Here is a 21,844-nt window from a genome sequence, read left to right as displayed (position 1 = left end):
CGGGCCCATCACAAGGGGCGATATTCTGAGGGTTTGCGCCTGTCTTCAAGCAAATTTCAGTCTCGTTCGCGGCGTTTCCTGGGATACCGAAGGGCAACACTCCGCCCTGAGAGATCAGGTTCGTGTTGACCTCCGCCGCTGCGGACGTGTCCAGCTGACTTACCCCGAATATGCCTCCGAACGCTGTTGCCCACGGGATTATCGGTGTCTGGACACGCACCTCACTCAGATTCGATGTGAAGGAGATGCATTTGCTGTTGGGAGGTTCGACGAAACGAGCGGGCTTGTTCGGGTCGGCACAGTTCGCCCACTCGGTAGTCCACTCAGCTAGGGTCATGTCCGGTGAGACGGTCGCAAACGTTATCCGGATGATTTCGGTCTCGGCGTCAACCATCGCCTGGGCCTTGGTTCGATTGGCGGTAAATATTGCGCCGGCAACGGCCCCCGTGTCCGCAGCAGACTGATCTTGGCGCTTCAGTGCCCATGCCGCAGCACCGTCAACAGCTATCGCGGCGAAACCTAGAAGGACCGTCAGGACAATCATCACCGTGATTGCGGTTGCCCCATCTTCGCGTGAAGTCGTTTTACTCAAGAGCACATGAACGTCCCGCCAGCCCACCACGCAACATCGCCCGAGCCTCCGGCAGGCTGCTCAACGCGGAACTCGATGGTCGACGTCAGCGATTTGTTACCGAAGACAGCATCGAAGAACCCAGTCAGCGTTTTAAGGTCGGCGGCGACGGTTATTTGAGCCGATGCTCCCACCGATCCTTCTCCGCTCACCGTCGGCGACGTTGCAAGCGGAGTGAGTTGCACCGATACGTTCTGGTTGGGAAGGATGATGTCCATCCGATCACAGACGAGTTGACCCACGATGTCAACATCGCCAACATTCACCGCCGCCGCTCTGGCACCCTCGCGGGCTCCGAAACGAACATCGCTTATTTGAGCGAACGCCCACGAAGACTCGATGACTCCGAAGAGCAGTATCAAGAGCAACGGGAGGACCATTGCGAATTCAACGAGGGCCGCGCCTGACTCCGAACGCCTGAAACGAGAAGATCGGCTGGGTTGGTGAGTTTCCTCGCCGGACTCACGAGTCAGGTGTGGCACCCGAGGGGTGTTCTTGGCGAAGATCTTCATACGCTACCTCCAACTTCCGGCGTGCCCGGTGGCACCGTACTCGTACGGTGCCGGGGGCCACTCCAACGATCGTACCGATGTTCTTGTACGAGAGGCCCTCGATCTCGCGCATCCATAACAGGTGTCGATCCTGGTCCGACAGGTGGGACAGAGCCAGGCGAATGTCCGAGTGCTCTTCCTTGGCGATGACGATTTCGTCCAGCGTGGCGGGTTCGGGTTCCGCGGGTTCGTTCTTTTGTGCGTCGCGCCGTTTGGCTCGGAGCCAAGCTCGGATTTGGTTGCGGGTAATCGCCCAGAACCACGCTTCGAACGTACCCGAGTTTCTCAGCGTCGAGATCTTCGTAAGAACTGTCTCGGAGACGTCTGCCGCAATGTCTTCCTGTACGGTTTGGCTGAATCCTTGATACCGGAGAAATGCCGCGAGACGCGGTTGCATTGTCCGATAGACGGCCTCGAGCGCAGTTGGATCGCCGTTCTGCGCGGCCTTGACTGAAGCAACAGTGGGCGGCCACGGTTCGGGATTCATCCGACCAGCTTTGGATCTTTGGTTGATCGCGACATGCAATTAGTCGGTCCGAACACACAGCGTCCTTTAGCGTTGTCGTCCAGCCTATACGTTGTTGAACGTCCATGGCCCTACCCGTCCTCGTTTCCGTTTCCGTTACCACCGGAACTATTCTCGCTGCCGCCGTCCTGACCCGGGGGAGTGAAATCGTCGTCCTGACCCGGGGGAGTGAAATCGTCGTCCTGACCCGGGGGAGTGAAATCGTCGTCCTGACCCGGGGGAGTGAAATCGTCGTCCTGACCCGGGGGAAGCGAACCATCGGGTTGGCCTGGTGGTATGAACTCATCGTTCTGACCTGGCGGCACAAACCCACTGTTGTGGCCTGGTGGCACCCGCCACTCGGACCCTCCGGCAACAGCGACGTCGTTGGAGCGTCCTATGAGTTCTGCTCTTGCAATGCCAACACCCGAAGGTGCAGCGTTGACGAAGCTCTCCGCTGCGGCTACCAGAGCGGTGACCGAAGGTTCTAAGTCGGCGGGGTCACTCGACGGCGAAGCGGGACCATGAATCGCCGCAGCCAGGTCCTCAATGTCGCCAGCGAGCATCTGATCGGTATCTATGACTGCCTCGGACACGAGCATCAAAGCCGCATCCGATTCGCCCCGGACCAGCATGACACGGGCCTCATCGAGACGTTCGCTAGGACCGCCGAGGTCGAACCCGACAAAGCTTGCCAACCGTTCGTACACTCGGTCGATCGAATAGAGAATATCACCGGGAGCCGCTCCATCGCTTGCGGCTGCCATGCCTAAGTTTCCGAAGACAACTAGGCCAACGGAGGCGACAGCGACACGTGGGGTACGTAGGAATCGCGTAAGCGTCTGCGGCTCCCGGTGAAACCTTTCAGGGAAATCATGCTGAGTACCTGCGCGGTCCATCAGCGCATGTGCGTACCTATGAAGTTCCTCAACACCCACGCGTTTTCCCATGTCGATATACAAGACGCGTTCATGGGACAAGTGTTACGCACTATTTCCTCATGTAGTCACATTGTTCCGATCCAGTTGGCCACCACCGCCTGGCGCAGGTACAAATCTGCCGGCAGCTTTCGCCTATCACATCTGGGTGAAAGACCAGCAGGAACGCCCCTTTACGTCACAGTGACGGTTCACGCCCGAGGTTCCAGTACGAAGAAGAACTCCCCAAAAACGCCAAACACGCTGGTTGTGGAAGCTACCAACACGTCAGGATGCGAAACGCCTGTCCGGATGAAACCTTTGGTGAAATTGGGCATCGAACTGGTGCGCGTTGATTCTGGTAGCGGATAGAGGGCGCCGACCCCTCACGAGACACGTTGATAACATTGACCCAGTTTGAGGAGGATGCCACCATGCCCGGGCCGCGGCCCGGAAGACACCGTTCAAAGGTAGCGGCCATGCCGCAACATAGAACGAAGCGCCTATAATCCACGTTATGTAAAGCTAGACGGGCTTTGGTGGAACCCCACTACTTCCCACTGTGGGAAGCTCGGCTGCTCTCCAGGCTCGGAAGCCGCCGCTGATGTCGCTGATTGCGGTGAAGCCGATGTCGGATAGCACCGCGGCTGCCCAGCTTGAGGAATACCCGTCGTTGCACACGAGAATCATGTGGTGGCTTAGATCGTTCACGCGTCTGTCGGTCGCTTCGGCGTCTGGGTCCATGCGCCACGGCAACACCGACAGGGCGATGACAACCGCATGCGGGATGGCTCCCTCGGCGGTGCGGTCGGCGGCGGTGCGGATGTCGACAATGGTTGCGCCGCGACGTTGGGCGACGAAGGCGTCCGCTGGACTCAAACGTTCGATCTTGGCGCGGGCATCGGCAAGAAAATCGCCAATTGAGTAACGTGGAACTTGTTCCACATCGCCAGATTACTGCGACTCGCCCGTTGCAAGAGCGCTTGTCGTTGCATGTTCATCTGGTGTGCGCAAGAACCTACGCCTCAACACCCACACCACAATCGGAACCCACAAGAACGGCACGGCGGCGCCGGCCACCAGGGCGATGAATCCAGTCAGACCCTGCAGCGCCTCGACGCTGGCGCCGAAGCTGTCCCTGAACCCGGGTCCATCACCTGAATCCATGGCACGCAGAGCAATCCCCTGGGTGTCGCTGATAGCGCGTCCGGCCATAGGCACACCGTTCTCATCCGCCGGCTTGGCGGTGATCCGAGTCTGTGTTCTGAGGTTGCGCTCCAATGGAATCTCGTGTGCGACGACGAAGGACTGCCCCGTTTCGAGCACGCCGGTCGGGTCACCAAAGACGACCACGAGGTCCTTGAGCTCGATCGCTAGGACGTTGTCTGTTATCGCAAACTCTGTAAGTGGGGTATCACCGGTGTTGGTCACTTCCCAGCACACAGTCGCCTGCTCGCCTTCGTCGACGACCGCCGTGCCCGCTCCAGGACAGGACGCTCCCCCGTCAGTACCCGGATACGCAGAGACAGCAACGGAGATCGCCGTGCGGCTGGCGGCTTCGGTGAGATTGATGACAATCGTCGCCAGATCGACCAGTCTCTGGGTGGTGCGCAGTTGGCCCCGCTGGGTCTCAAGATCAGTTTCTCGTTGCAGGAGCTGGGTCTCAAGCTCTGTGACCGTCTTCACGTCAGTTGCCTGTTCAAGAAAGGCGCGCAACCGAGCAACGCTGGCCTCTGCTGTGACAATGCGGCTTTCAAGGTCAACGATCCGTTCTGTGACGTCGTCGGCCGTAATTCGCTGGTCACGCACCTCACCGATAGTGCCGAGGTCGTCGAGCGCTCGGAGAAAGTTCTCCGGCGGTACCTTGAACGTCAAGACGCTGCTCGGTTCAGAGCCGCCGATCGTCCTTTGGCCAAATAGGAATCCGCCATGCCCGTTGATCACGGAGATAGCTTGGCGGCTTGTCGCCGCCACGTCGCTAACTGCAACTGTCATGTCAGCGGTGAAAATGATGTTGCGGCCAATGTTCGCAACCTTTGCAGCCACCACTCCCCCATCGCCGACCTTGCGGGCGACTAGCGGGGCGTCCACTGCCACGGCCTCGGCGGCCGAGCCCTGTGTTGTGGCGGTCGCGCCGACCTGGAGTTCGACTTCTCCTTGGAACGCTTGGGCACCGGCCGACGTCACATCGGGCGATGAATGATCGAACGCACCGCTGTCGGACGAGCTACTACACGCAGCGCCGATCAGGACGAGCAGTATGAGTGCTGCAAAGACCCTTGTTGTAGAACGCATCTTGGCCTCCTCAATGGTTGTCCCTCTATGACGCAGTCAAGCGAACGAATAGTTCTATCGCCGTATCCTGCAACCATTAGACATCCGGGATGCGCTGGCGTTGGTAGGATCGCCCTTTCAAGGAGCCGTGTGACTGCCACTCTTGCCATTTTCGGAGCGTTGCTCTTTGGCACCTCTGATTTTATTGGCGGGTGGCTGGCAAGAAGGTCATCAGTCTTCCGTGTGGCATTTGGTGAACAGATCGCAAGTTTCTTGGCATTTGCGCTCGTGGCCGTCGTCGTCCCAGCACCCGAGGTAACCACCACGGACCTTGTCGCAGGCGCCGTTGCCGGCCTTGGAGTCATCGTGGGCCTCATCGCGCTTTACGCAGCGTTTACGCATGGGCCGATCAGTGCGGTCGCCCCGATCGCTGCGGTCGTCGGTGCTGTTCTGTCAGTGGCGGGCGGTCTTGCACAAGGCGACTCGGCAGGTCCGCTGTTCGTCGTCGGTTCTGTTGCGGCGCTGGGTGGCATCGTTTTGGTCACCCAGGGTGACACACAGGGGTCTTCGGCCGGTGTGTCCCGAAAGGCAATTGGACTTGCGGTTCTTGCAGGGGTTGCGTTTGCTGCTTTCTTTTTGGGCTTGGCACAAACTTCATCGGGCGCAGGTTTGTGGCCGCTCGTCGCCGCACGGGCAGCCGCCTTGCCCGTTGTGACAGTGCTCGTGTGGGTAAAGACAGGTGGATTTTTGGTAAGCCGCCGCGATCTCAGACTCAACATGGCGGGCGGGTTGATCGGGTCCGCGGCTGCGGTGTTGATCATCGTGGCGCTCCAAAGGGGGCCGGTTGTCCAAGCTGTCGTTCTCGGCGGCCTGTACCCTGTGAGCACCGTGGTCCTGGCATGGCTCATATTGCGTGAGCGGCTGCGGCCGGTCCAGTGGGGCGGCGTAGCCCTTATTCTTGCTGGAATCCCGATGATCTCGGCGACTTAGGGTGGCCGCGACGAAGGTGAGTACGCAGATGGCACAATCGGTTAATCCCACGACAGGCGAAACGATCGCCTTGTACACGCCGCATTCGCCCGAATCTGTACGACGCGCGATCGACACGTCGGCGGCCATCCAGGAGGAATGGGCGCACGTTGTCTTGGCCACAAGGGCGGTGCACATGCGTAACCTTGCTGAAGTTCTCACCGCGCAGCGCCAGGAGCTCGCGGAACTCATGGCGCTCGAAATGGGGAAACCTGTCACACAGGGCCTCGCGGAGGCGGACAAATGTGCATGGGTGTGTCGCTATTACGCCGACGGCGCGCGGCAGATGCTGGACGATCTGCCCGTCGAGACTGGGCGGTCAAAGAGCTACGTTGCCTACCGTCCGCTCGGCGTGATCCTGGCCGTGATGCCTTGGAACTTTCCGTTCTGGCAGGTGTTTCGCTTCCTCGCACCGGCTTTGATGGCGGGGAACGGCGGGATATTGAAACACGCGTCGAACGTCACGGGTGCAGCGCTGAAGATCGATGAAATGGTCGTCCAAGCGGGTTTCCCCGACGGACTCTTTAGAACGGTCGTGCTCCCTGCCGACAGAGTCACCGAGGTTCTCGACCATCCAAAGATCGTGGCCGCAACCCTCACCGGGTCAGATGCGGCGGGCAGGGCGATTGCTTCGAAAGCTGGAGGACTGCTCAAGAAGACGATTCTCGAACTCGGCGGTTCCGACCCGTACCTCGTGCTCCATGACGCCGACGTGGACCTCGCCGTCGACGTCTGTGCAGCAGGTCGTATGCTCAACGGTGGCCAGTCGTGCATTGCTGCCAAGCGATTCATCGTCCACATGTCCATTCTTGAGGAGTTCACCGCAAAACTCACTACTGCAATGGGTGGCGCTGTAATGGGAGATCCGATGCTCGCAACGACAACATTGGGTCCTTTGGCGAGGCGCGACTTGCGCGATGAACTCCATGGACAGGTGGTTCGTTCGGTCGATGCGGGGGCCCGACTAGTACTAGGAGGAGCGATTCCCGATGGGCCTGGTGCGTTCTACCCTCCGACGATACTGGCCGACGTTGTGTCCGGGATGGCCGTGTTCTCCGAAGAAACCTTCGGGCCGGTCGCCAGCATCACATCATTTAGGGATGAAGAAGACGCCGTAACCCTGGCGAATGACAGCGAGTTCGGTTTGGGTGCCGCGGTGTTCACAAAGGACATCGCCCGGGGTGAGCGGATGGCACGCGATCGGCTCCAGGCTGGAGCGTGTTTCGTGAATGCGATCGTCGCCTCAGACCCGAGACTACCTTTTGGCGGTATCAAAGCATCCGGCTACGGCCGCGAATTGGCGACCATCGGTATGCACGAATTCCTCAACATCAAGACCGTCGTTGTCAGTTGAAGACCGATGGCACCCGCCATCTATTCGATGATCGAGTTCTCAATCGCGGGTGTGCCCGCCGACAACACAAAGATTCCCGGAAGTCCTGCGGTCTCGAACCGCTCGCTGACGTTGCGCCTCAAGACCGAGTTGCGAATCGTCAGCGTACCGGTGCGGTTGTTAGATACGAAGAATATTCCGCCGCCACCCTCACGAGCATTGCTGTCGTAGATTGCGACGCCGTCGAGGGTTATGGATCCCCCGTTGCCGCTTCCGGGTGTGCCGGCCCTCTGCCCACGTGTGACAGGGTCATTTGGGCAAAACTGTAACGGGGCGCACCCCGACGTGATCGCCGCCTGGGCGATCGCCTCGATCGATGCCTCGTGCACCGAACCGTCATCGTCTACAAATGTGCCATCGGGCGGCACTGGGCTAGCCGACGCCAAACCGCCGGTGGCGAAGACCAGTGTGATAGCGAGTCCCATAAGCAAGGTTTTCCGCATGAGAGCGCGGTCGAGTGTCACCAGCGCCTCCTCACCATCGGCATCAGCGAACAGGGCTTGAGCGCTAGTCTCGGTATTGGACAGACGATGCCCAGTGGACGTGAGGAATACGAAGTGGACACGATCATTGCTAGGAAAATGTGGGGCACGTTGGAGTCGTTCCACTCAATGGTGTATTTCGTCCCCGAAGCCACGGAAGAATACGTTCAAGCCGGTCTTGAGCGTCGTGGAGCCCACTACCTCGCATCGCGGTCGGCGCCAATGGGTCGAGTCGGACCTGAGGTCGTGCATGCTTCGTTTTTCGGTTTTGCCGAATCAGCGGTACGCCGATACATCCCGGCATGCTGGGAGTCCACAACCCCCGAGGCCCTAATAGCGGCTCGATTCCGCGCAGTTGACCGGGCCCTTCGAAGGATACTCGGATCTGAAGTCGATTCTCAAGAGATGCGCAAGGCCGCTGAGTTAGCGTCTCTCGCTGCCGCCGCGTGCCCTAACGAAGGCCGTGTCTTGTTCGCCGCGACCGCTGCGGTGGTTCCCCCCGCTGAACCGCACCTGGTGTTATGGCACGCGCTCACGTTGTTTCGCGAGTTCCGCGGCGACGGCCACAACGCGGTGTTGACGCAGCGGCGGATCGATCCGGTTGTCGCCCATGCCTGGTACACCGCAAGCCCCGCCGGACCAAAAGAAGACTTCTACAAGAAGACCCGAGGATTTAGCGTCGAGGCCTGGAAGGAGGCTGACCGTGTACTCATCGGCCTGGGTTATGTCGACGCTGACGGAAGGCTTACGGAACACGGTGCCAGTGAGCGGGAGTCCATCGAAGTGGCGACAGACGAGGCAGCAATGGCACCCTGGCTTGCCATAGGGCAAGACGAGGCCGATTGGTTGCGGGCGACTGTTCGCCCCTGGAGCCGCGCGATCATTGCGTCTGGTGCGATGGCGTCAGTCATTGCATGAGGCCACTAGGCCAGCGTAAATAGAGCTATCGCCGGCGGGGGGCATGGATCAATGTGCCCACCAATGCAGATCGTTTGCTTGCAAACAGCACGATGCCCTCTCCGACCATTATGGCGCTGATCGTGCCAACGAGCGCGGTGTCATCGACGACGTGTCCATACACCATTCCCCCGGCGAGGGACACGTTGTAGAAACCCTAGTTGAGCATCGGTAGTCTCAGCACTTCAGCATCATCCCTGGGTACACCGAACACCTTCATGACGCGGGGATTACCCCACATAAGCGACTCAGCGGTGAAAAACAGCCCATGGATAACCGCAGCTGCGGTTCCGCAGACGATTGCAAGATTCGACGCCCGAGCGAGGCTACCTGGTTTGCAAGCGCCCGGGCGACTGGTTCCTCCGGGGAGTTGGCGTCACGCCATTTCTGCGGCGACACCGTAGCGCTGGAGAACCTCCGTAAAGTCGTTGAGTCCCATCCCCATCGGCGGCGGCGCGTTTGGCCTGCAATTTCTTGTTCACGACCATTCCCGCAATCCCGCCCACGCTGTGGGCCACAATCTGTCCGGATGTGGCAACGCCCAGAACGGCCTCGATGCTTTCAGTCGGCGCAAGATGCCCCGAACCGGTTTTGATGACTTTCTTAAGAATTTTCGACATTGAAATACCCGATCTCCCGATAAGGGTGGCTGGAGGCGTCCCCGGCATCTATCGATATTCGAGGGCCCGCTCTTGAGGCGCGCCGGTACACGCTTGTGCGATCTAGCTCCGCGCACCGCCCGACCTCGAAACGCAAGGAACGTCACGGTACGCCGAGAATGATGTGGTTACGCGGAGCCCTGGGCATATATGACACACTGTTTGAGTTGCTATGACTATGGAGACGCTGGACTATGTCGACGACGAAGACTGAGATTTCACGTTGGAGACAAACAGTTCAGCGGTCCATCAACCGAGGTCCCGGGTTTCAGCTGTTTGTCACCTCCATCGCTGCCTTCGTTGTGTTGGCCGTCTTGGTGGCGTCAAGGGCGTCGTGGATTGTGAGCCTCGATGGCACGGTTCAAGAGGAATTGATCGAGCTGCGTAGGCCCTGGTTAAACGAGACAATGATATGGGTCACTCGTCTCGGGAGCCGATGGACAATTGGCACCCTGCTGCTTCTTTTGGCTGTGTGGGTGGTGCGGACCGGGCGATGTCAGAGAGCGCTCACTGTGATGACCATCGCCTTCCTAGCCAACCCGCCGCTCGAATACGCCCTCAAAACGATCGTCGACCGACCTCGTCCTGACCTTGCGCGTTTGGTTCCGGGTAACGGCCCGTCCTTTCCCAGTGGACATGTGCTGGCAACGGTCGGATTCTACGGGGTGCTCGCCGCGGTGTTGTGGCGTTCATCCAATCGGACGGCGGTGCGTGTCGCGGGCTATGTCGCGGCCACCACAATCATCCTCGGCGTCGCGATCTCGCGGGTCTATCTCGACGTCCATTGGTTTTCGGACGTTGTTGGGGCTCTCCTCGTCGGAACCGCGTTTGTGATCACCGTTGCATGGTCGCTGCGCGGGCACCACTTTGGTGGCGAGCTGGGATGCGAGTTCAGCACCCGAACCCGCATCAGTGAGTAGCTGGGAAACACCGGACCCCGAGCGCCGCTAGCTCGTCGTCCTTGTGCCTTCGACGCGGGCCCGGTAGGTGCTGATCGCCCGATCGGCCAAACGAGATGGGTCCTCGTTCGTCGCCTCTGCCTGTCGTACAAGCCATTCCTGAACATCCAACCGTAGCGTGATCTGCCCGGATCCACCTTGACGTCTGAGAAGCGACACGTGGAGCATCACGACCAGCCCGATCAGGAAGAGCACTGAAACCAGAATCGAACGGGAAAAGTTATCGCCGTGCCACAGTGCAACGTACTGAAGGTTTTCGGGTTCTGCAACCCGAAAGGCACGCCACAGGTAGATAAATATGTAGATGCCGGCGTAACCGACGAAGCCAAAGAGGCTGACTGTTGCAATACGTCTTTTGTTCATCGCGTATCTCCTTCTTGAAACTCGGGGATGAGCAGCCGTGCCCGATCCAGTCTGCTCTCTGGTGGTGCGTTGAGCCGCCCCAGGGCGGTCGATTCCATCAAGGCGGTGATACCGGGAATACGCCGATTTCTGCCCAACGCCAGTAACGCTAACACGACCGCAAACGCTGTTGCGATCGCTGCTACCACAGAACCGAACACGATAGCGATGGCGTTCTCTTCGAAGAGTCCGGCGGTCGCATACGCCTCGATTCCGCGGGACACCGACGCGAACGCAACGACCGCGGCGGTGGCCGCCCCGAATGTATACCAGGCAACACTGCGGAGCTTACGCCGGGAGATATTGTCCTCGTTGATAGCGACTCCTGCCGCAGCGGCAACGTCGGCGACAATTCGTTGGACCCCGCGGGTAACGTCTATACGCCTTCTTGTGCCGCTGTTGGGGAATAGTTTCTTGATGCCGTCGCTGACAAGAATTCCTGCCGACAGCAGTATCCCTGCCCCCATGAGACCCGGGACGAAGACGTTGAGCCCAGGGGCATCGTCTGTAACCGTGAGATCTCTTCGCAGTGGGGATGTCAGCAGTTCGTACTCGGTGAAGCGCCTCATGCGGCGTCCCTGAAGTCGTCGAGCAAGGTGACGGTTCCAACAGTGCCGTCGACTTCGACCTCGGCACCTTCTTCGAGCGAGCGCAGTGCGCCCTTGACGTTGAGAACAGCGGGAATCCCAAACTCGCGGGCGACGATTGCGGCGTGCGAGAGCGGCCCGCCCTCTTCGAGAACAATGGCACCGGCGATCAGAAACAGCGGCGTCCAACTGGGGTCGGTACTCCTGGCGACCAGAACATCGCCCGCTTCAAGCTTTGCACCGTCCGCCACTGTCGCGAGAAGACGTACCCGACCGCGGGTAGTGCCGGGACTTGCCGCCCATCCATTCAGCTGTTGCCCATCGACAGGCTCGAAGACCTCAACGCCGGGTTGCCCGGTGAATGTTTGCGGCAGCGGATCGCCGAGCTTGGCTTGTTCGTGCGCATTCGAGCGCCGCGCGAGTTCCTCAACAGATACGGGTTCTTCCCCTACCAGCATGAGGGCCAATTCTTGGTCCGAGAGCATGAGGACATCATCGAGGGCGTTGATCATGCCGGACCCAACGAGTCGGCGGGCTGCTTCCTTGATTAGTCGGCGTTCCTCTCCCCCAAGGATCAATAGAGCGGCCTTCGCGCGTTCTCGAAGACTCAAGAACTGGGTAGCGTCGCCCGCTAACTTGCGAAGCATCCGTCGTCGCATGTCGACGACTTGGCCCGTCATGATCCTCGTAAGACGCCATTTCCACGAACTCTTGAAACCCGCAACGAGTTCGTCAAAAGCCTCGTCTCGGCTCTGCCTGGTGGCGGCTATGCGGGGTGCCGGGGAGATGTTGTGGCCGTCGACGTCGCACCGCGCCATGGATGCAACACACTCCCAGACCATCGCCGGATCCTCATCCCAGGTGACGTCTCCGTACAGCGCCATGCTTCCGAAGTGCCGCATAGTGCGATGGACCGCCGTCACAAACCGTGCGCCATCCTCGCCGAGTGCCTCAAGCCGAGCCTCCGTGGTCTCGACTGGTCCACTGATCAAGTAATCACAAGGTGGCTGGTTCTGCACGTCCGCGACATAGAGGTCCCACAATTCGCCTGCACAGTTGGTGCCCGCTTGCTCGCTCGGGTTTGGTCCTGCGGTCAATCTCTGGGCCCAGAGCGCAGCATCGTCTCTTCCGGCCCAACGCTCCAAGGCAATCTCTAACCCCCGATATGCCGCGGCCGCTCCCGCGGAAGCGGCGATCTCAGCCTCGTAACCACGCCACGCTAGATCTCGGATTCTCGCTCGGTAGGTCAGTAGCCGCTGGATGGGGAGAGCCTCAAGGTCTGCTCCGATGGCGAGAATGAACTCAACGGCGTCAGAGAACAGGGCGACTTCGTCCTCGACTCGTTTGCGCACCCGCAGCGACTTGAGACCCGCGATTGTCTGGCGGATTCCGGTCTTCTGATCTGCTTCATCCCCGAGATCCTCGGACACTGCCCTGCCGAGGTACTGTCTTTCGACCTCCGCGGCCGAACCGCCAGGCATCGATGCGGCCGCCTCCTTGAGGACGCTGAGGTTGAGTGCTGCGCGACCGCGGAACCGACCGATGGTGAGGAACGTGCCTGCGACCCTCGGTGGCGGTATTTCAAGATCCGCGAAAAGCCGCCGAAAAGCATTATCCAACATTGGGGCGTTGATGCTCCACAGGAGCGGTGGCATGACGCCTGGGAGCATCTCGGCGAGGCCGTATGGGGTGTACGTGTTGCCCGGTTCTGGGACGGTATCAAAACCGTCGTCGTCAGGCCGATGGAAGCCTTGAATGGTTATCGGCCGAGCCTGGAGGAGAAGCAATTGGTGGCCGTCATGAGCCCATTCGACATCCATCGGGGCTCCAAAGCGGCGTTCGACTCGCAGCGTCATGCGCACAAGGTCCTCTATGAAGGCGGGCGCTTCGCCGGCTTGGGAACCCCGCACCCTCAGGGTCGCTCGATCCACGCGATAGTCGTCTGGAGTCACCTCCCCTGATACGAGTGCCTCGCCGAGACCCTCTACGATCTCGATGCGGGCAGTTTCCGGATCGCCGAGCGGGTCTCGGGTGAAGACAACTCCGGCGTGGCGGGCGGGCACCATCACCTGGATCACAACCGCCATGGCAAGATCGACGTCGGATATCCGTTCTTTCTTCCTATATGCCCGCACCGACGGCCCCCACAGCGACGCCCAACACAGCTTGATAGCCTCTAGAGCCGCGTGCTCGTCTTCGATGCCAAGCACGGTGCGGTACTGGCCTGCGAATGATGCCGCCCCCGTGTCCTCGGCAGTTGCAGACGAGCGCACCGCAATCGGTCCCTCCGCAAGAAGCGTTCGCAGCGCCGTTCGGATTTCCTGTTCGATTGCGTGGTCGAGGCCGGCCATTCGGAACATCCCGTCAACAGTGCGGGTCTCAGCTTCGATTCGTTCAGGTGGTGGGAGTTCGCTTGCGGCGATCTTTACAAGCTCCTCCTGGAGATCGGCACCTTCTACGAAGGCTCGATAGACATCGACTGTGACGGCGAGCGCCCTCGGCACTGGAAATCCGTACGACAGAAGCCGATCGAGACCCACTGCTTTACCGCCGACTTCGTCGACGCGGGCCCCCGACCCGTCAAGCTGCCTTACAACCCTCATGGTCTGGAGAACACCCACGCACAGCGTTCTGTTCCGACACGGTACGCACAACGACGCTCCATAATGTGAAACGCAAGACGGTGTCCAGCGAGCGTCGTCATGCGCTAATGGTTCCGTGTTCCCAGTGGGCGTGCATCGCGGCGTATGTTCCATTCTTCGCGAGAAGCTCCACATGGGTGCCGTCTTCGACTAGTTCACCGTCGGCAAAGACCAGAATCCTGTCTGCCGCTTCAGCCGTAGACAGGCGGTGTGCAATGGTGAGAGACGTTCGCGAGCTGATGATGCGCTCCATTGCCTGGCGGAGTTGCACATCCAATACGGGGTCCACCGCAGACGTTGCCTCGTCGAGAACCAACAACGTCGGTCGAGCTATCCACGCCCGCGTGAGGGCGACGAGTTGGCGTTCGCCCGCGGACAGCGATGAGCCCTGCTCGCCGACCTCTGTCTGGAGTCCGTCTGGAAGCCCCTCCACCCACCCGCTGAGTCCAAGGTCGTCAAACGCGGCGCGAATGTCACCAAGCGTGCAATCCAGGTCGCCGTAACGGACGTTTTGTTCGATCGTCGTGTCAAAGAGAAACCCCTCCTGGGGCACATATGCAACATGTGATCGGAGGTCATCGAACTGCACCGCAAGCAGCGGAACTGACCCCAGGCTGATCGCGCCGCTGCTCGGGTCAATGAGGCGCGTTGCCAACTTCGCAAACGTTGTCTTTCCTGAACCCGTCTCCCCAACAATCGCGACATTTTCTCCGGCGCGAACCGTTACCGAAATGTCTCTGAGAACATCGACTTCCCCGTCCGGATAGCGGTACCGAACGGCCTCAAAAACGACGTCAAGCATCGCGGTCGGCAACTGTTGCGCTTCGGCAGGGGTCACCTCTGGCACATCACTCGGTGTGTCGAGAACATCGAGGATCCGCCTCAGACCCGATCCGGCGGCTTGCGCCTGATCAACGACTTCGACAAGCATCTGGATCGGCTCGACAAACAGGTTGATGAGGAAGAGGAATGCGATCAACGTCCCGGGACTGAGCGACCCGTTGCCGCCCAATGTAAGGCCGACCATGACTACCGCTCCGTTGATCGCTCCAGCAAAGATTTCCGCGGATGAGAAGAGGAAAGCCCCAAGACGACCCGTGTCGTACTCGGCTACGAATTGCTCGTCTATGGCGCCCCGGACGTTCTCTGACGTCTCGGCCTCGATCCCGAACGCTCGTATCACTGGCAGACCTGAGATTGCTTCGCCAATTACGGTGAGGCTCTTCGCCACGAGACCGCGGACTCGGTCGTGGGCCCGCCGCAGAATACTCTGAAACCACCAAAGGGCGGCGGCATAGACGACAACTCCGGCGACGACTACGCCCGTAAGGCGCCAATCGAAGATCATCATCACCACGAAGGTCAGCGAAACTTGGGCGGTGCCCACGATAAGTCCGACGCCACCCCACTGCATGAACTGTGCAATCGTCTCGGGATCGCTTGTCACACGCGCTACTAATGCACCGCGACGTTCCGCTTCAGTGTGGAGAACTGACAGGCTCTGTAGATGGCCAAACGTGAGGACGCGAAGGTCCGACAGTCCGGTCGCTGCTGCGGTGGCAAGCCGTATCGTCGAAGCGCGCGCAGCCAGCGCTGAGAGAACCATCGCGGCTGCGGCGATGCCACCGCTCGTGAGCACGGTGCCCGTGTCAACGGCCCCACCACCGAAGAGCTGTCTGTCGAGAATTTGCTGTACTGCAAACGGCACCACGAGGCGCAGCGCCGTCCCTGCCACAGCGAGGGCGAGAGTAACTCCGAGACCGTTACGCAGCGACGGAGCGACCACGAACGCGCGACGCAGGGCGGCCGACGTAGATACCCCGGATGTGCTCATGACAGACTCCCGGCGTCTGTTGACGACCGCCTCTGCGCATCGTGTTCGTACGCTTGCAGGAGGCGGGCGTAACCCGGGTGCGACTTCATAAGGTCACCATGGGTTGCATGTGCAACGATGCGGCCTCCCTCGATGTACACCACGGTATCGGCAAGTCGGATCGAAGAAGGTCGGTACGCCACCATGACGATGGTTGCCGGCATAGCGCTGGAACTCAGTGCCGCAAGAATTCGCGATTCCACCGTGGGGTCAACCGCCGACGTTGCGTCGTCGAGGATGAGTAGTCGAGGTTGTCGTGCGAGTGCTCGGGCGATTGCTATTCGTTGCCGCTGCCCACCGGACAGCGAGGCTCCTCTTTCACCAATTCTCGTGGCGAACCCTTTCGGCAAGGCGTTAATGAATTCGGTTGCCGCGGCGAGCTCGGCTGCCATTTCGATGATTGTGGCGTTGTTGATAGAACCAAGACCGATGTTGCCCGTAACAGAGTTGTCGAACAGAAACGTGTCCTGACCAACGTAAGCAATCTCGGAGGGCAGTTCGGACCGGGCGAAGTCTCGCAGATCGCGAGCGTCAAGCTTGATGACACCAGAAACCGGGTCCCAGAGACGCGCCAGCAACATCACGAGGGTCGACTTTCCAGACGCGGTTGGTCCGACAACGGCAACAGTTGTTCCCGGCTCAATAGTCAGATCAACGTCTGCAAGGATCCGATCACCCGATACATACGAGAACTCCACCGCATCCGTCGCAACGTCGGCGCCTGACGTGTCGGGCTTGCTACGAAGAGCACCGTAGGACTGCACATCATCCGCGTCGAGGATTTCGGCGACCCGGTGCCAGGCGGCGACCCCGGCTGCCATCTCCCACAACACAAACCCGACAATCCGAACCGGAAACACCAACTGAGACAGAAGGTACGCAACTGTGACAAGCTCTCCTGGAGTCGCACCACCGTCAGCGAAACGAAGTGCCCCAAGAACGAGAATCGCAACCGTTGCGAGCGGCAGAATCGCGTCGACAGCCGCTGTGAGGTTCCCCCTGAGAACGCCGACGTAAATCAACTCATCCCGCAGCTCCTCAGACACCCTTCTGACCCGATCGGTTTCGAAAGCCTCCCGCCCAAGAGCCTTCACCGTGAGCGCCCCGTCAAACGATTCGTGGGTGACGTCGCTGACGGCACCTCTTTTTGCCTGAACGCGCTCGAAGCCTTGGAATATCAGCCACGCTCCCCAGACATCTACCACCAACGCTGCCGCGATCGCTAGGAGAACGACCACGCCGAGCAGCGCGTCAACCGTGAACGTGATGACGACAGTGCCCACGAGGAGGACGACCGCAGCCGTACCGTATGGGAGCGGTGCGAGGACAAACGTTGCGCCACGAGCATCTGCGTCGGACACAGCAAGGAGGTCACCTACAGATCGTCCCTGGTACCACGCCAACGTGAGCGACAACTGGTGGTCAACGAGTTTTTGGCGGACATCGGCCTGCGTGCGGAACTGTAGGAAACCGGCAGCACTACGCCGCAGCACGATACCCGTGGCCTTCCACGTCGCTATACCCAGCAACACCGCTCCTGCGACGAGACCGCGGTTCCCAACGGGTTCGCCGCCTTCAATGATCGGCAGCACGAAGTTGTCAGCTATCGAACCGACAAACACCGCAGCACCGATGATCGCAGACGCGAACACCGTCGCCCCAACGACGGCCAGAGCGAACGCGAGCGGATGCCACGCTATGTAGCGCCCGACGAGCCGAAACCCGGCTGCGAGCACCGTACGCAGCGTGTCTTTCTGTTGTCGGTCGGCCATACAGACTCCCTGCGGCACGGCCGCAAATAGTACCTTCCGTGCGGGATTGCTAAGTCGCGTGCGACAGAGGAGGAGCAACGAGCCAGCTGCCCCTGCGGAGAATTCCCACAGGCGTCTGCAACTCCTTTACGTCAAGGTGCGGGTGTGCCGCGAAAAGCGTGACGTCAGCCGCACAACCCGACTCAAGGTTCGCGATCCCGAGTGCAACGTAGCCGGCCTCGGTCACTGCCCACGTTGCTTGCTCGGGTGAAAGTCCATACTCGACCAGCTTTGGAGCCTCAAGAGCCACCGCACCGTGTGGCAAGACGATATCGGTGCCGCCGAGCACTTGGACGCCCGCGTCAACCGCCGATGTCAAAAGTGACGCAACATTTTCGAGGCCCCGCGTTAGAAGCCGACGACCTGAAGACTCAGCTCCGAGTTGGTCGCGAACGCCTTCCATCGCAACTAGCGTCGGCACCCACATTCCTCTCCGAGCGCCAAGTGCTGCGATATCCGAGATGGTGAGGAAGAGACCGTGTTCGATGGAATCGACGCCGGCACGAACCGCAAACGACGGAGCCTCGGGCGCCATTGTGTGAACCGCGACTCGTCTGCCGTGCCCGTGTGCGACCGCTACGGCGGCTGCCAACTCTCCTTCCGTATAATTCGGCACAGCCCCTTTTCCCTTACGCGGCCAATCGCCCACAACCTTGATCCATTGAGCTGCCGTAGTGGAGCACGCAATTTCCACTTCCCGCTCTAGGTCATCGCCTGAAACGGCGACCGGAAATTCTGGGTAATACCCGCCCTTGGGAGCTAACGCTTTACCCGCCATTTGAAGCTCCGGCCGGTCCGGCTCGGGTATGTCCAGCATGGCGAGTGTTGTGTTGTTCTTGGCGCCCTTGTCGAGCATCAAAAGTACGCCCCCGGCAAGCTGATCTCGTGCGTACCTGCGCATTGTTCGCATATCTGAACGTTCGCCACACGTGGCGAGCATTTCGACCGTCGAGGCGGCGACGAGGTGTGCATGTGCGTCAACGAGTCCGGGGACAGCCCACAAGTGGGTCAGGTCCAGTATCTGGCCTCGCCCTGTCGCGTGCGCATACACCCCTCCCTCAACCGCGAGCGTAACGACGTGCTCATCCAGCATGCGGAGGCGGAGAGTAGGTGGCATGGGTCAAGACTAGAGAACTGCCCGCTGTCCCGGCAGATAGACTGCAATTGGAGGTGTGCATGGACATTCGGGTCGAGTCGTTGTTAGCTGATGTCCTTGCGACGTTCCTTGCGAGCTACGGCGACGCTGAGCATGGGCGATCGGTGCTTGCAGACGGAGCCCTGAAACGGGTCGGAAGCGTCGTCGATGGCTTGCCACATGACCGCGACCGCCGCGACCTGAAACGACTGTTACGTTTGCTCGACAACCCGGTAACGAGCCGAGCAATCCATAGAAGGGGCCGCTGGTCAAAGCTCACCTACCAAGGCAAAATCGACGCGCTCCGCACAATGGCGACGAGTCCGATCAGGGACGTCCGGCGAGGTTTCAGATCTCTGAAGAGCCTCTCGGCCGTCGTGTACACCACCGCCCCACAGGGCTCACTCGCACCTTCATGGAGCGCAATGGGATACCCGGGGCCGGGAGGAATCGGCGACGTGGAACGAGTTGACAACCTTCCTCGGACTCTTACCGTTGATTCCGACACGGTTCTCGATTGCGATGTTGTGATCATCGGTTCCGGCGCCGGCGGAGGTGTGGCTGCAGGCGTACTCGCAGACGCTGGTCTCAGTGTCGTGGTCCTTGAGGCCGCCCGCCCGCCGCGCCCGGATGCGTACACCTACCACGAAGACGCGGCGTACCGTCACCACTACGTCGATGGAGGGCTCTCGACAACGTCTGACGGTGCCATAGCGGTTCTCGCAGGAGCCTCTCTTGGGGGCGGAACGACGATCAACTACACGACATCGTTCGCCCCCCCTGCGTCCCTACTTGAGGAGTGGGAAAGGATATCGGGCCTCGACGGGGTGTTCACGGGCGAGGATTTCGATCGCTCTGTGCGGGCTGTGATGCGCCGTCTTGGGGTGACAACCGAGTTCTCAGCACCTGGAAGACGCGATCAGATTCTCGAGTCCGGTCTTGTGGCAAACGGATGGAGCGTCGAGCCGATGCCTCGCAACGTCCGCGACTGCGACGCAGGCGTATGTGGGTTCTGCACAATGGGGTGCCCTATCGGGGCCAAACAGTCCACGGCTGTCACTTTCCTACGCGACGCCGTGCGCCAGGGGACGACGATCGTCACCGGTGCGCGCGTCGACCGAGTCCTCTTCGAAGATTCGGCCGCCGTTGGGGTCGCCGCCTCTGTCGGCACCCATGCCCTCACGGTCAACACACGTCATGTGGTGGTGGCAGCGGGTGCATTGGGCACACCGCCGTTGCTTGCCCGCTCGGGAGTGAAGTCCCGTGCAATGGGGCGCCACCTGAGGCTGCACCCGGTGACTGTTGTGTGGGGGCGGTTCCAAGACCGCGTTGATCCGTGGTCCGGCACGCTCCAGGCTCGCGTTTCCAAACAGTTCGCCAATCTTGACGAGACCGGATACGGCTTCCTACTTGAGACCGCTCCCGTACATCCGATGCTTTCCGGACTGCTGCTCGGGTGGCACCCTGACGGGGTGTTCAAGCGCGACCTGCACGCACTTGGTAACTTCAGCCCCGTCGGCATTCTCCTGAGGGATTCTGGCGAGGGTGGCAGGGTGCGAACGCGCCGAGACGGCTCGCCGCGCTGGGACTACACAATCAATGACCTCGATCAGTCCCATCTCAGAACAGCAATCGAAGTCGCGGCGCAGGTGCTCATGAGCGCCGGAGCGATTGAGGTGCTTGGTTCATCGAACCTACGCAAGAATTGGCGCCACGACGACATCAGCGGATCCGCCGAGAGTTTCTCGCAGACCATCCATGGCGCTGGTCTTGGACCAAACCGACACGGGTACCTTTCGTTCCACCAGATGGGCACGGCGCGTATGGGCTCCGATCCCTCCGAGTCTGTCGTTGACGGTGACTGCGAAGTCCACGGCTACACCGGCCTTTCAGTCATGGACGCTTCGTTGTTCCCCAACGCCTCGGGAGTAAACCCGATGATCACCATTTCAAGTCTGGCGCATCGAGCGGCCGGTTCCCTCGCACAACGACTCACCTAGACCGACGAATGCCCAACACTTCGAGGGCTTCGACGACGCGGGGAATTGGCAGACCGATCACGGTGGACTTCAGACCCTCGATATTATCAATAAAGGTGCCCCCCTCCCCTTGCAGCGCATACGCGCCGGCCTTGTCCAGGCTCTCACCGAGGGCAAGGTAGACATCGAGATCATCGTTGCTCAGGACGCCCATGTGTACGGTGCTCTGATCGACCAAGACGGATTCGGTGTCGGGAGACACAAATGCGACTGCGGTCGCAACGATATGACTTCTTCCCATCAAGGAGGTCAACATTGCGCGGGCGTGCTCAAGATCTCGCGGCTTGCCTAGCGCAGTGTCGTCCAGGATCACCGTAGTGTCGGCGCCGACGACGACCATTGTGGGGTGTCGTCGGGCGCCCGCCCTGGCTTTCAGCATCGCCAACCTCTCGACCATCGCAATAGGGTGTTCGCCCGACAGCGTCGACTCATCGACCTCCGGCGGGTCGACGATGAACCGGTAGCCTGCCGAACTCAGCAGCAGCGCCCGTCTCGGTGAAGCGCTGGCGAGGACAAACTGTGTCATCCGAGTACGTATGTTCCAGTCCCAACAGCGATCTCCATACCGTCACTGTTCTCAAACTCCATGCGAACAACGGCTACGCGGCCGCCAGCGCGAATCACATGACCGTGGCAGATGAACCTCTCGCCAATTCCCGGCCGCAGATAGTCGACCCGCAAGTCAATGGTCCCCAGCTTGGCGAAACCTGCAAGAGCATCTTCGCTCGACGATAGGCGGCCCAACACGGCCACCATCGCAGCCATCCCACCGACGACATCGATCGCTGAGGATATGACACCACCGTGCAGCCTTTGGTCGCCAAAATTGCCGACGAGGTCAGGGTGCATGCCAAGGCTAAGGGTCACCTGCTCTTCGCTCACTTCTTCGAGGTGGATACCAAGCACTCTGTTGAATGGGATCGCCTGCTCGATCGCGTAGATCAGATCTTTGTATGTCTCGTCGGTTGAACTCATGTAGCGATTCTACGCATTCTGAC

20 protein-coding genes are annotated in these 21,844 nt (G+C 60.2%); 5 read left to right on the top strand and 15 right to left on the bottom strand.

Translation table 11 applies throughout. From position 1 onward, the window contains the following. The 6 genes from IIC71_10740 to IIC71_10715 form a co-directional block, all read right to left on the bottom strand. Window positions 1-598 (bottom strand): hypothetical protein (locus IIC71_10740; GenBank protein MCH7669655.1); only part of this gene is annotated, 598 nt, incomplete at its 3' end. Next, window positions 589-1,143, bottom strand: a complete 555-nt coding sequence (locus IIC71_10735) for a pilus assembly protein (GenBank protein ID MCH7669654.1) — start codon at window positions 1,141-1,143, stop codon at window positions 589-591. The genes IIC71_10735 and IIC71_10740, both read right to left, overlap by 10 nt. Further along, a complete protein-coding gene (locus tag IIC71_10730; GenBank protein MCH7669653.1) occupies window positions 1,094-1,669 on the bottom strand; it encodes a sigma-70 family RNA polymerase sigma factor in 576 nt (191 codons plus the stop codon). Before IIC71_10730 ends, IIC71_10735 begins: the two co-directional genes overlap by 50 nt. Before the next feature lie 110 nt (window positions 1,670-1,779). Continuing rightward, window positions 1,780-2,454 (bottom strand): hypothetical protein, encoded by a 675-nt coding sequence (locus IIC71_10725; protein MCH7669652.1) that lies wholly within the window; start codon window positions 2,452-2,454, stop codon window positions 1,780-1,782. 675 nt (window positions 2,455-3,129) lie between these two features. Further along, on the bottom strand, window positions 3,130-3,549 hold the full coding sequence (locus IIC71_10720) for a rhodanese-like domain-containing protein (GenBank protein ID MCH7669651.1): 420 nt from the start codon (window positions 3,547-3,549) through the stop codon (window positions 3,130-3,132). Window positions 3,550-3,558: 9 nt separating this feature from the next. Then, window positions 3,559-4,899 carry a DUF4349 domain-containing protein gene (locus IIC71_10715; protein ID MCH7669650.1) on the bottom strand — a complete coding sequence of 447 codons (1,341 nt, stop codon included), beginning with the start codon at window positions 4,897-4,899 and terminating at the stop codon, window positions 3,559-3,561. 129 nt (window positions 4,900-5,028) lie between these two features. Between IIC71_10715 and IIC71_10710 the strand changes: the two genes are divergently transcribed. Next, window positions 5,029-5,868, top strand: coding sequence for a DMT family transporter (locus IIC71_10710; protein ID MCH7669649.1), 840 nt, complete (start codon window positions 5,029-5,031; stop codon window positions 5,866-5,868). A gap of 28 nt (window positions 5,869-5,896) precedes the next feature. Continuing rightward, complete coding sequence (locus IIC71_10705; GenBank protein MCH7669648.1) at window positions 5,897-7,261, top strand: NAD-dependent succinate-semialdehyde dehydrogenase; 1,365 nt, start codon at window positions 5,897-5,899, stop codon at window positions 7,259-7,261. 20 nt (window positions 7,262-7,281) lie between these two features. Here IIC71_10705 and IIC71_10700 read toward each other — a convergent pair whose 3' ends face one another. Further along, on the bottom strand, window positions 7,282-7,764 hold the full coding sequence (locus IIC71_10700; GenBank protein MCH7669647.1) for a hypothetical protein: 483 nt from the start codon (window positions 7,762-7,764) through the stop codon (window positions 7,282-7,284). 66 nt (window positions 7,765-7,830) lie between these two features. Between IIC71_10700 and IIC71_10695 the strand changes: the two genes are divergently transcribed. Continuing rightward, on the top strand, window positions 7,831-8,700 hold the full coding sequence (locus IIC71_10695) for a hypothetical protein (GenBank protein MCH7669646.1): 870 nt from the start codon (window positions 7,831-7,833) through the stop codon (window positions 8,698-8,700). 892 nt (window positions 8,701-9,592) lie between these two features. Beyond that, complete coding sequence (locus tag IIC71_10690) at window positions 9,593-10,318, top strand: phosphatase PAP2 family protein (protein MCH7669645.1); 726 nt, start codon at window positions 9,593-9,595, stop codon at window positions 10,316-10,318. A 27-nt stretch (window positions 10,319-10,345) separates the two neighbouring features. On the opposite strand, the gene IIC71_10685 is transcribed toward IIC71_10690, so the two are convergent. The 6 genes from IIC71_10685 to IIC71_10660 all read right to left on the bottom strand — a co-directional run bounded on the left by IIC71_10685 (window position 10,346) and on the right by IIC71_10660 (window position 18,789). Beyond that, window positions 10,346-10,720 (bottom strand): hypothetical protein, encoded by a 375-nt coding sequence (locus IIC71_10685; protein ID MCH7669644.1) that lies wholly within the window; start codon window positions 10,718-10,720, stop codon window positions 10,346-10,348. Then, window positions 10,717-11,328 carry a hypothetical protein gene (locus tag IIC71_10680; protein ID MCH7669643.1) on the bottom strand — a complete coding sequence of 204 codons (612 nt, stop codon included), beginning with the start codon at window positions 11,326-11,328 and terminating at the stop codon, window positions 10,717-10,719. Before IIC71_10680 ends, IIC71_10685 begins: the two co-directional genes overlap by 4 nt. Continuing rightward, on the bottom strand, window positions 11,325-13,949 hold the full coding sequence (locus IIC71_10675; protein ID MCH7669642.1) for a hypothetical protein: 2,625 nt from the start codon (window positions 13,947-13,949) through the stop codon (window positions 11,325-11,327). The genes IIC71_10680 and IIC71_10675 overlap by 4 nt, the downstream gene beginning before the upstream one ends. Before the next feature lie 97 nt (window positions 13,950-14,046). After that, window positions 14,047-15,822, bottom strand: a complete 1,776-nt coding sequence (locus tag IIC71_10670; GenBank protein ID MCH7669641.1) for an ABC transporter ATP-binding protein — start codon at window positions 15,820-15,822, stop codon at window positions 14,047-14,049. Continuing rightward, entirely contained in the window at window positions 15,819-17,633 is a 1,815-nt protein-coding gene (locus tag IIC71_10665) for an ABC transporter ATP-binding protein (protein ID MCH7669640.1), read from the bottom strand. The genes IIC71_10670 and IIC71_10665 overlap by 4 nt, the downstream gene beginning before the upstream one ends. Window positions 17,634-17,682: 49 nt before the next feature. Continuing rightward, the gene (locus tag IIC71_10660) at window positions 17,683-18,789 is read right to left on the bottom strand and encodes an amidohydrolase family protein (protein MCH7669639.1); all 1,107 of its coding nucleotides are present in this window, start codon (window positions 18,787-18,789) and stop codon (window positions 17,683-17,685) included. A gap of 59 nt (window positions 18,790-18,848) precedes the next feature. Between IIC71_10660 and IIC71_10655 the strand changes: the two genes are divergently transcribed. Continuing rightward, the gene (locus tag IIC71_10655; GenBank protein ID MCH7669638.1) at window positions 18,849-20,807 is read left to right on the top strand and encodes a GMC family oxidoreductase; all 1,959 of its coding nucleotides are present in this window, start codon (window positions 18,849-18,851) and stop codon (window positions 20,805-20,807) included. On the opposite strand, the gene maf is transcribed toward IIC71_10655, so the two are convergent. Next, window positions 20,800-21,372, bottom strand: coding sequence for a septum formation protein Maf (gene maf, locus IIC71_10650; protein MCH7669637.1), 573 nt, complete (start codon window positions 21,370-21,372; stop codon window positions 20,800-20,802). The two genes, IIC71_10655 and maf, sit on opposite strands and share 8 nt — an antisense overlap. After that, window positions 21,369-21,821 carry a thioesterase family protein gene (locus tag IIC71_10645; protein ID MCH7669636.1) on the bottom strand — a complete coding sequence of 151 codons (453 nt, stop codon included), beginning with the start codon at window positions 21,819-21,821 and terminating at the stop codon, window positions 21,369-21,371. The genes maf and IIC71_10645 overlap by 4 nt, the downstream gene beginning before the upstream one ends. Window positions 21,822-21,844: the final 23 nt, after the last annotated feature.

This window comes from Acidobacteriota bacterium (assembly GCA_022562055.1).
In the GTDB taxonomy this organism is placed as follows: Bacteria; Actinomycetota; Acidimicrobiia; order Spongiisociales; family UBA5794; genus BMS3BBIN02.
Note: the sequence above shows the minus strand (reverse complement) of the source record. Positions and strands in the feature narration are given on the sequence as shown.

Coding starts and splice junctions, on each gene's coding strand:
- IIC71_10715 (MCH7669650.1), bottom strand. CDS start 4,899: ATGCGTTCTACAACAAGGGTCTTTGCAGCACTCATACTGCTCGTCCTG.
- IIC71_10680 (MCH7669643.1), bottom strand. CDS start 11,328: ATGAGGCGCTTCACCGAGTACGAACTGCTGACATCCCCACTGCGAAGA.
- IIC71_10730 (MCH7669653.1), bottom strand. CDS start 1,669: ATGAATCCCGAACCGTGGCCGCCCACTGTTGCTTCAGTCAAGGCCGCG.
- IIC71_10695 (MCH7669646.1), top strand. CDS start 7,831: ATGCCCAGTGGACGTGAGGAATACGAAGTGGACACGATCATTGCTAGG.
- IIC71_10735 (MCH7669654.1), bottom strand. CDS start 1,143: ATGAAGATCTTCGCCAAGAACACCCCTCGGGTGCCACACCTGACTCGT.
- IIC71_10645 (MCH7669636.1), bottom strand. CDS start 21,821: ATGAGTTCAACCGACGAGACATACAAAGATCTGATCTACGCGATCGAG.
- IIC71_10660 (MCH7669639.1), bottom strand. CDS start 18,789: ATGCCACCTACTCTCCGCCTCCGCATGCTGGATGAGCACGTCGTTACG.
- IIC71_10690 (MCH7669645.1), top strand. CDS start 9,593: ATGTCGACGACGAAGACTGAGATTTCACGTTGGAGACAAACAGTTCAG.
- IIC71_10670 (MCH7669641.1), bottom strand. CDS start 15,822: ATGAGCACATCCGGGGTATCTACGTCGGCCGCCCTGCGTCGCGCGTTC.
- IIC71_10705 (MCH7669648.1), top strand. CDS start 5,897: ATGGCACAATCGGTTAATCCCACGACAGGCGAAACGATCGCCTTGTAC.
- IIC71_10685 (MCH7669644.1), bottom strand. CDS start 10,720: ATGAACAAAAGACGTATTGCAACAGTCAGCCTCTTTGGCTTCGTCGGT.
- IIC71_10725 (MCH7669652.1), bottom strand. CDS start 2,454: ATGGCAGCCGCAAGCGATGGAGCGGCTCCCGGTGATATTCTCTATTCG.
- IIC71_10675 (MCH7669642.1), bottom strand. CDS start 13,949: ATGAGGGTTGTAAGGCAGCTTGACGGGTCGGGGGCCCGCGTCGACGAA.
- IIC71_10655 (MCH7669638.1), top strand. CDS start 18,849: ATGGACATTCGGGTCGAGTCGTTGTTAGCTGATGTCCTTGCGACGTTC.
- maf (MCH7669637.1), bottom strand. CDS start 21,372: ATGACACAGTTTGTCCTCGCCAGCGCTTCACCGAGACGGGCGCTGCTG.
- IIC71_10665 (MCH7669640.1), bottom strand. CDS start 17,633: ATGGCCGACCGACAACAGAAAGACACGCTGCGTACGGTGCTCGCAGCC.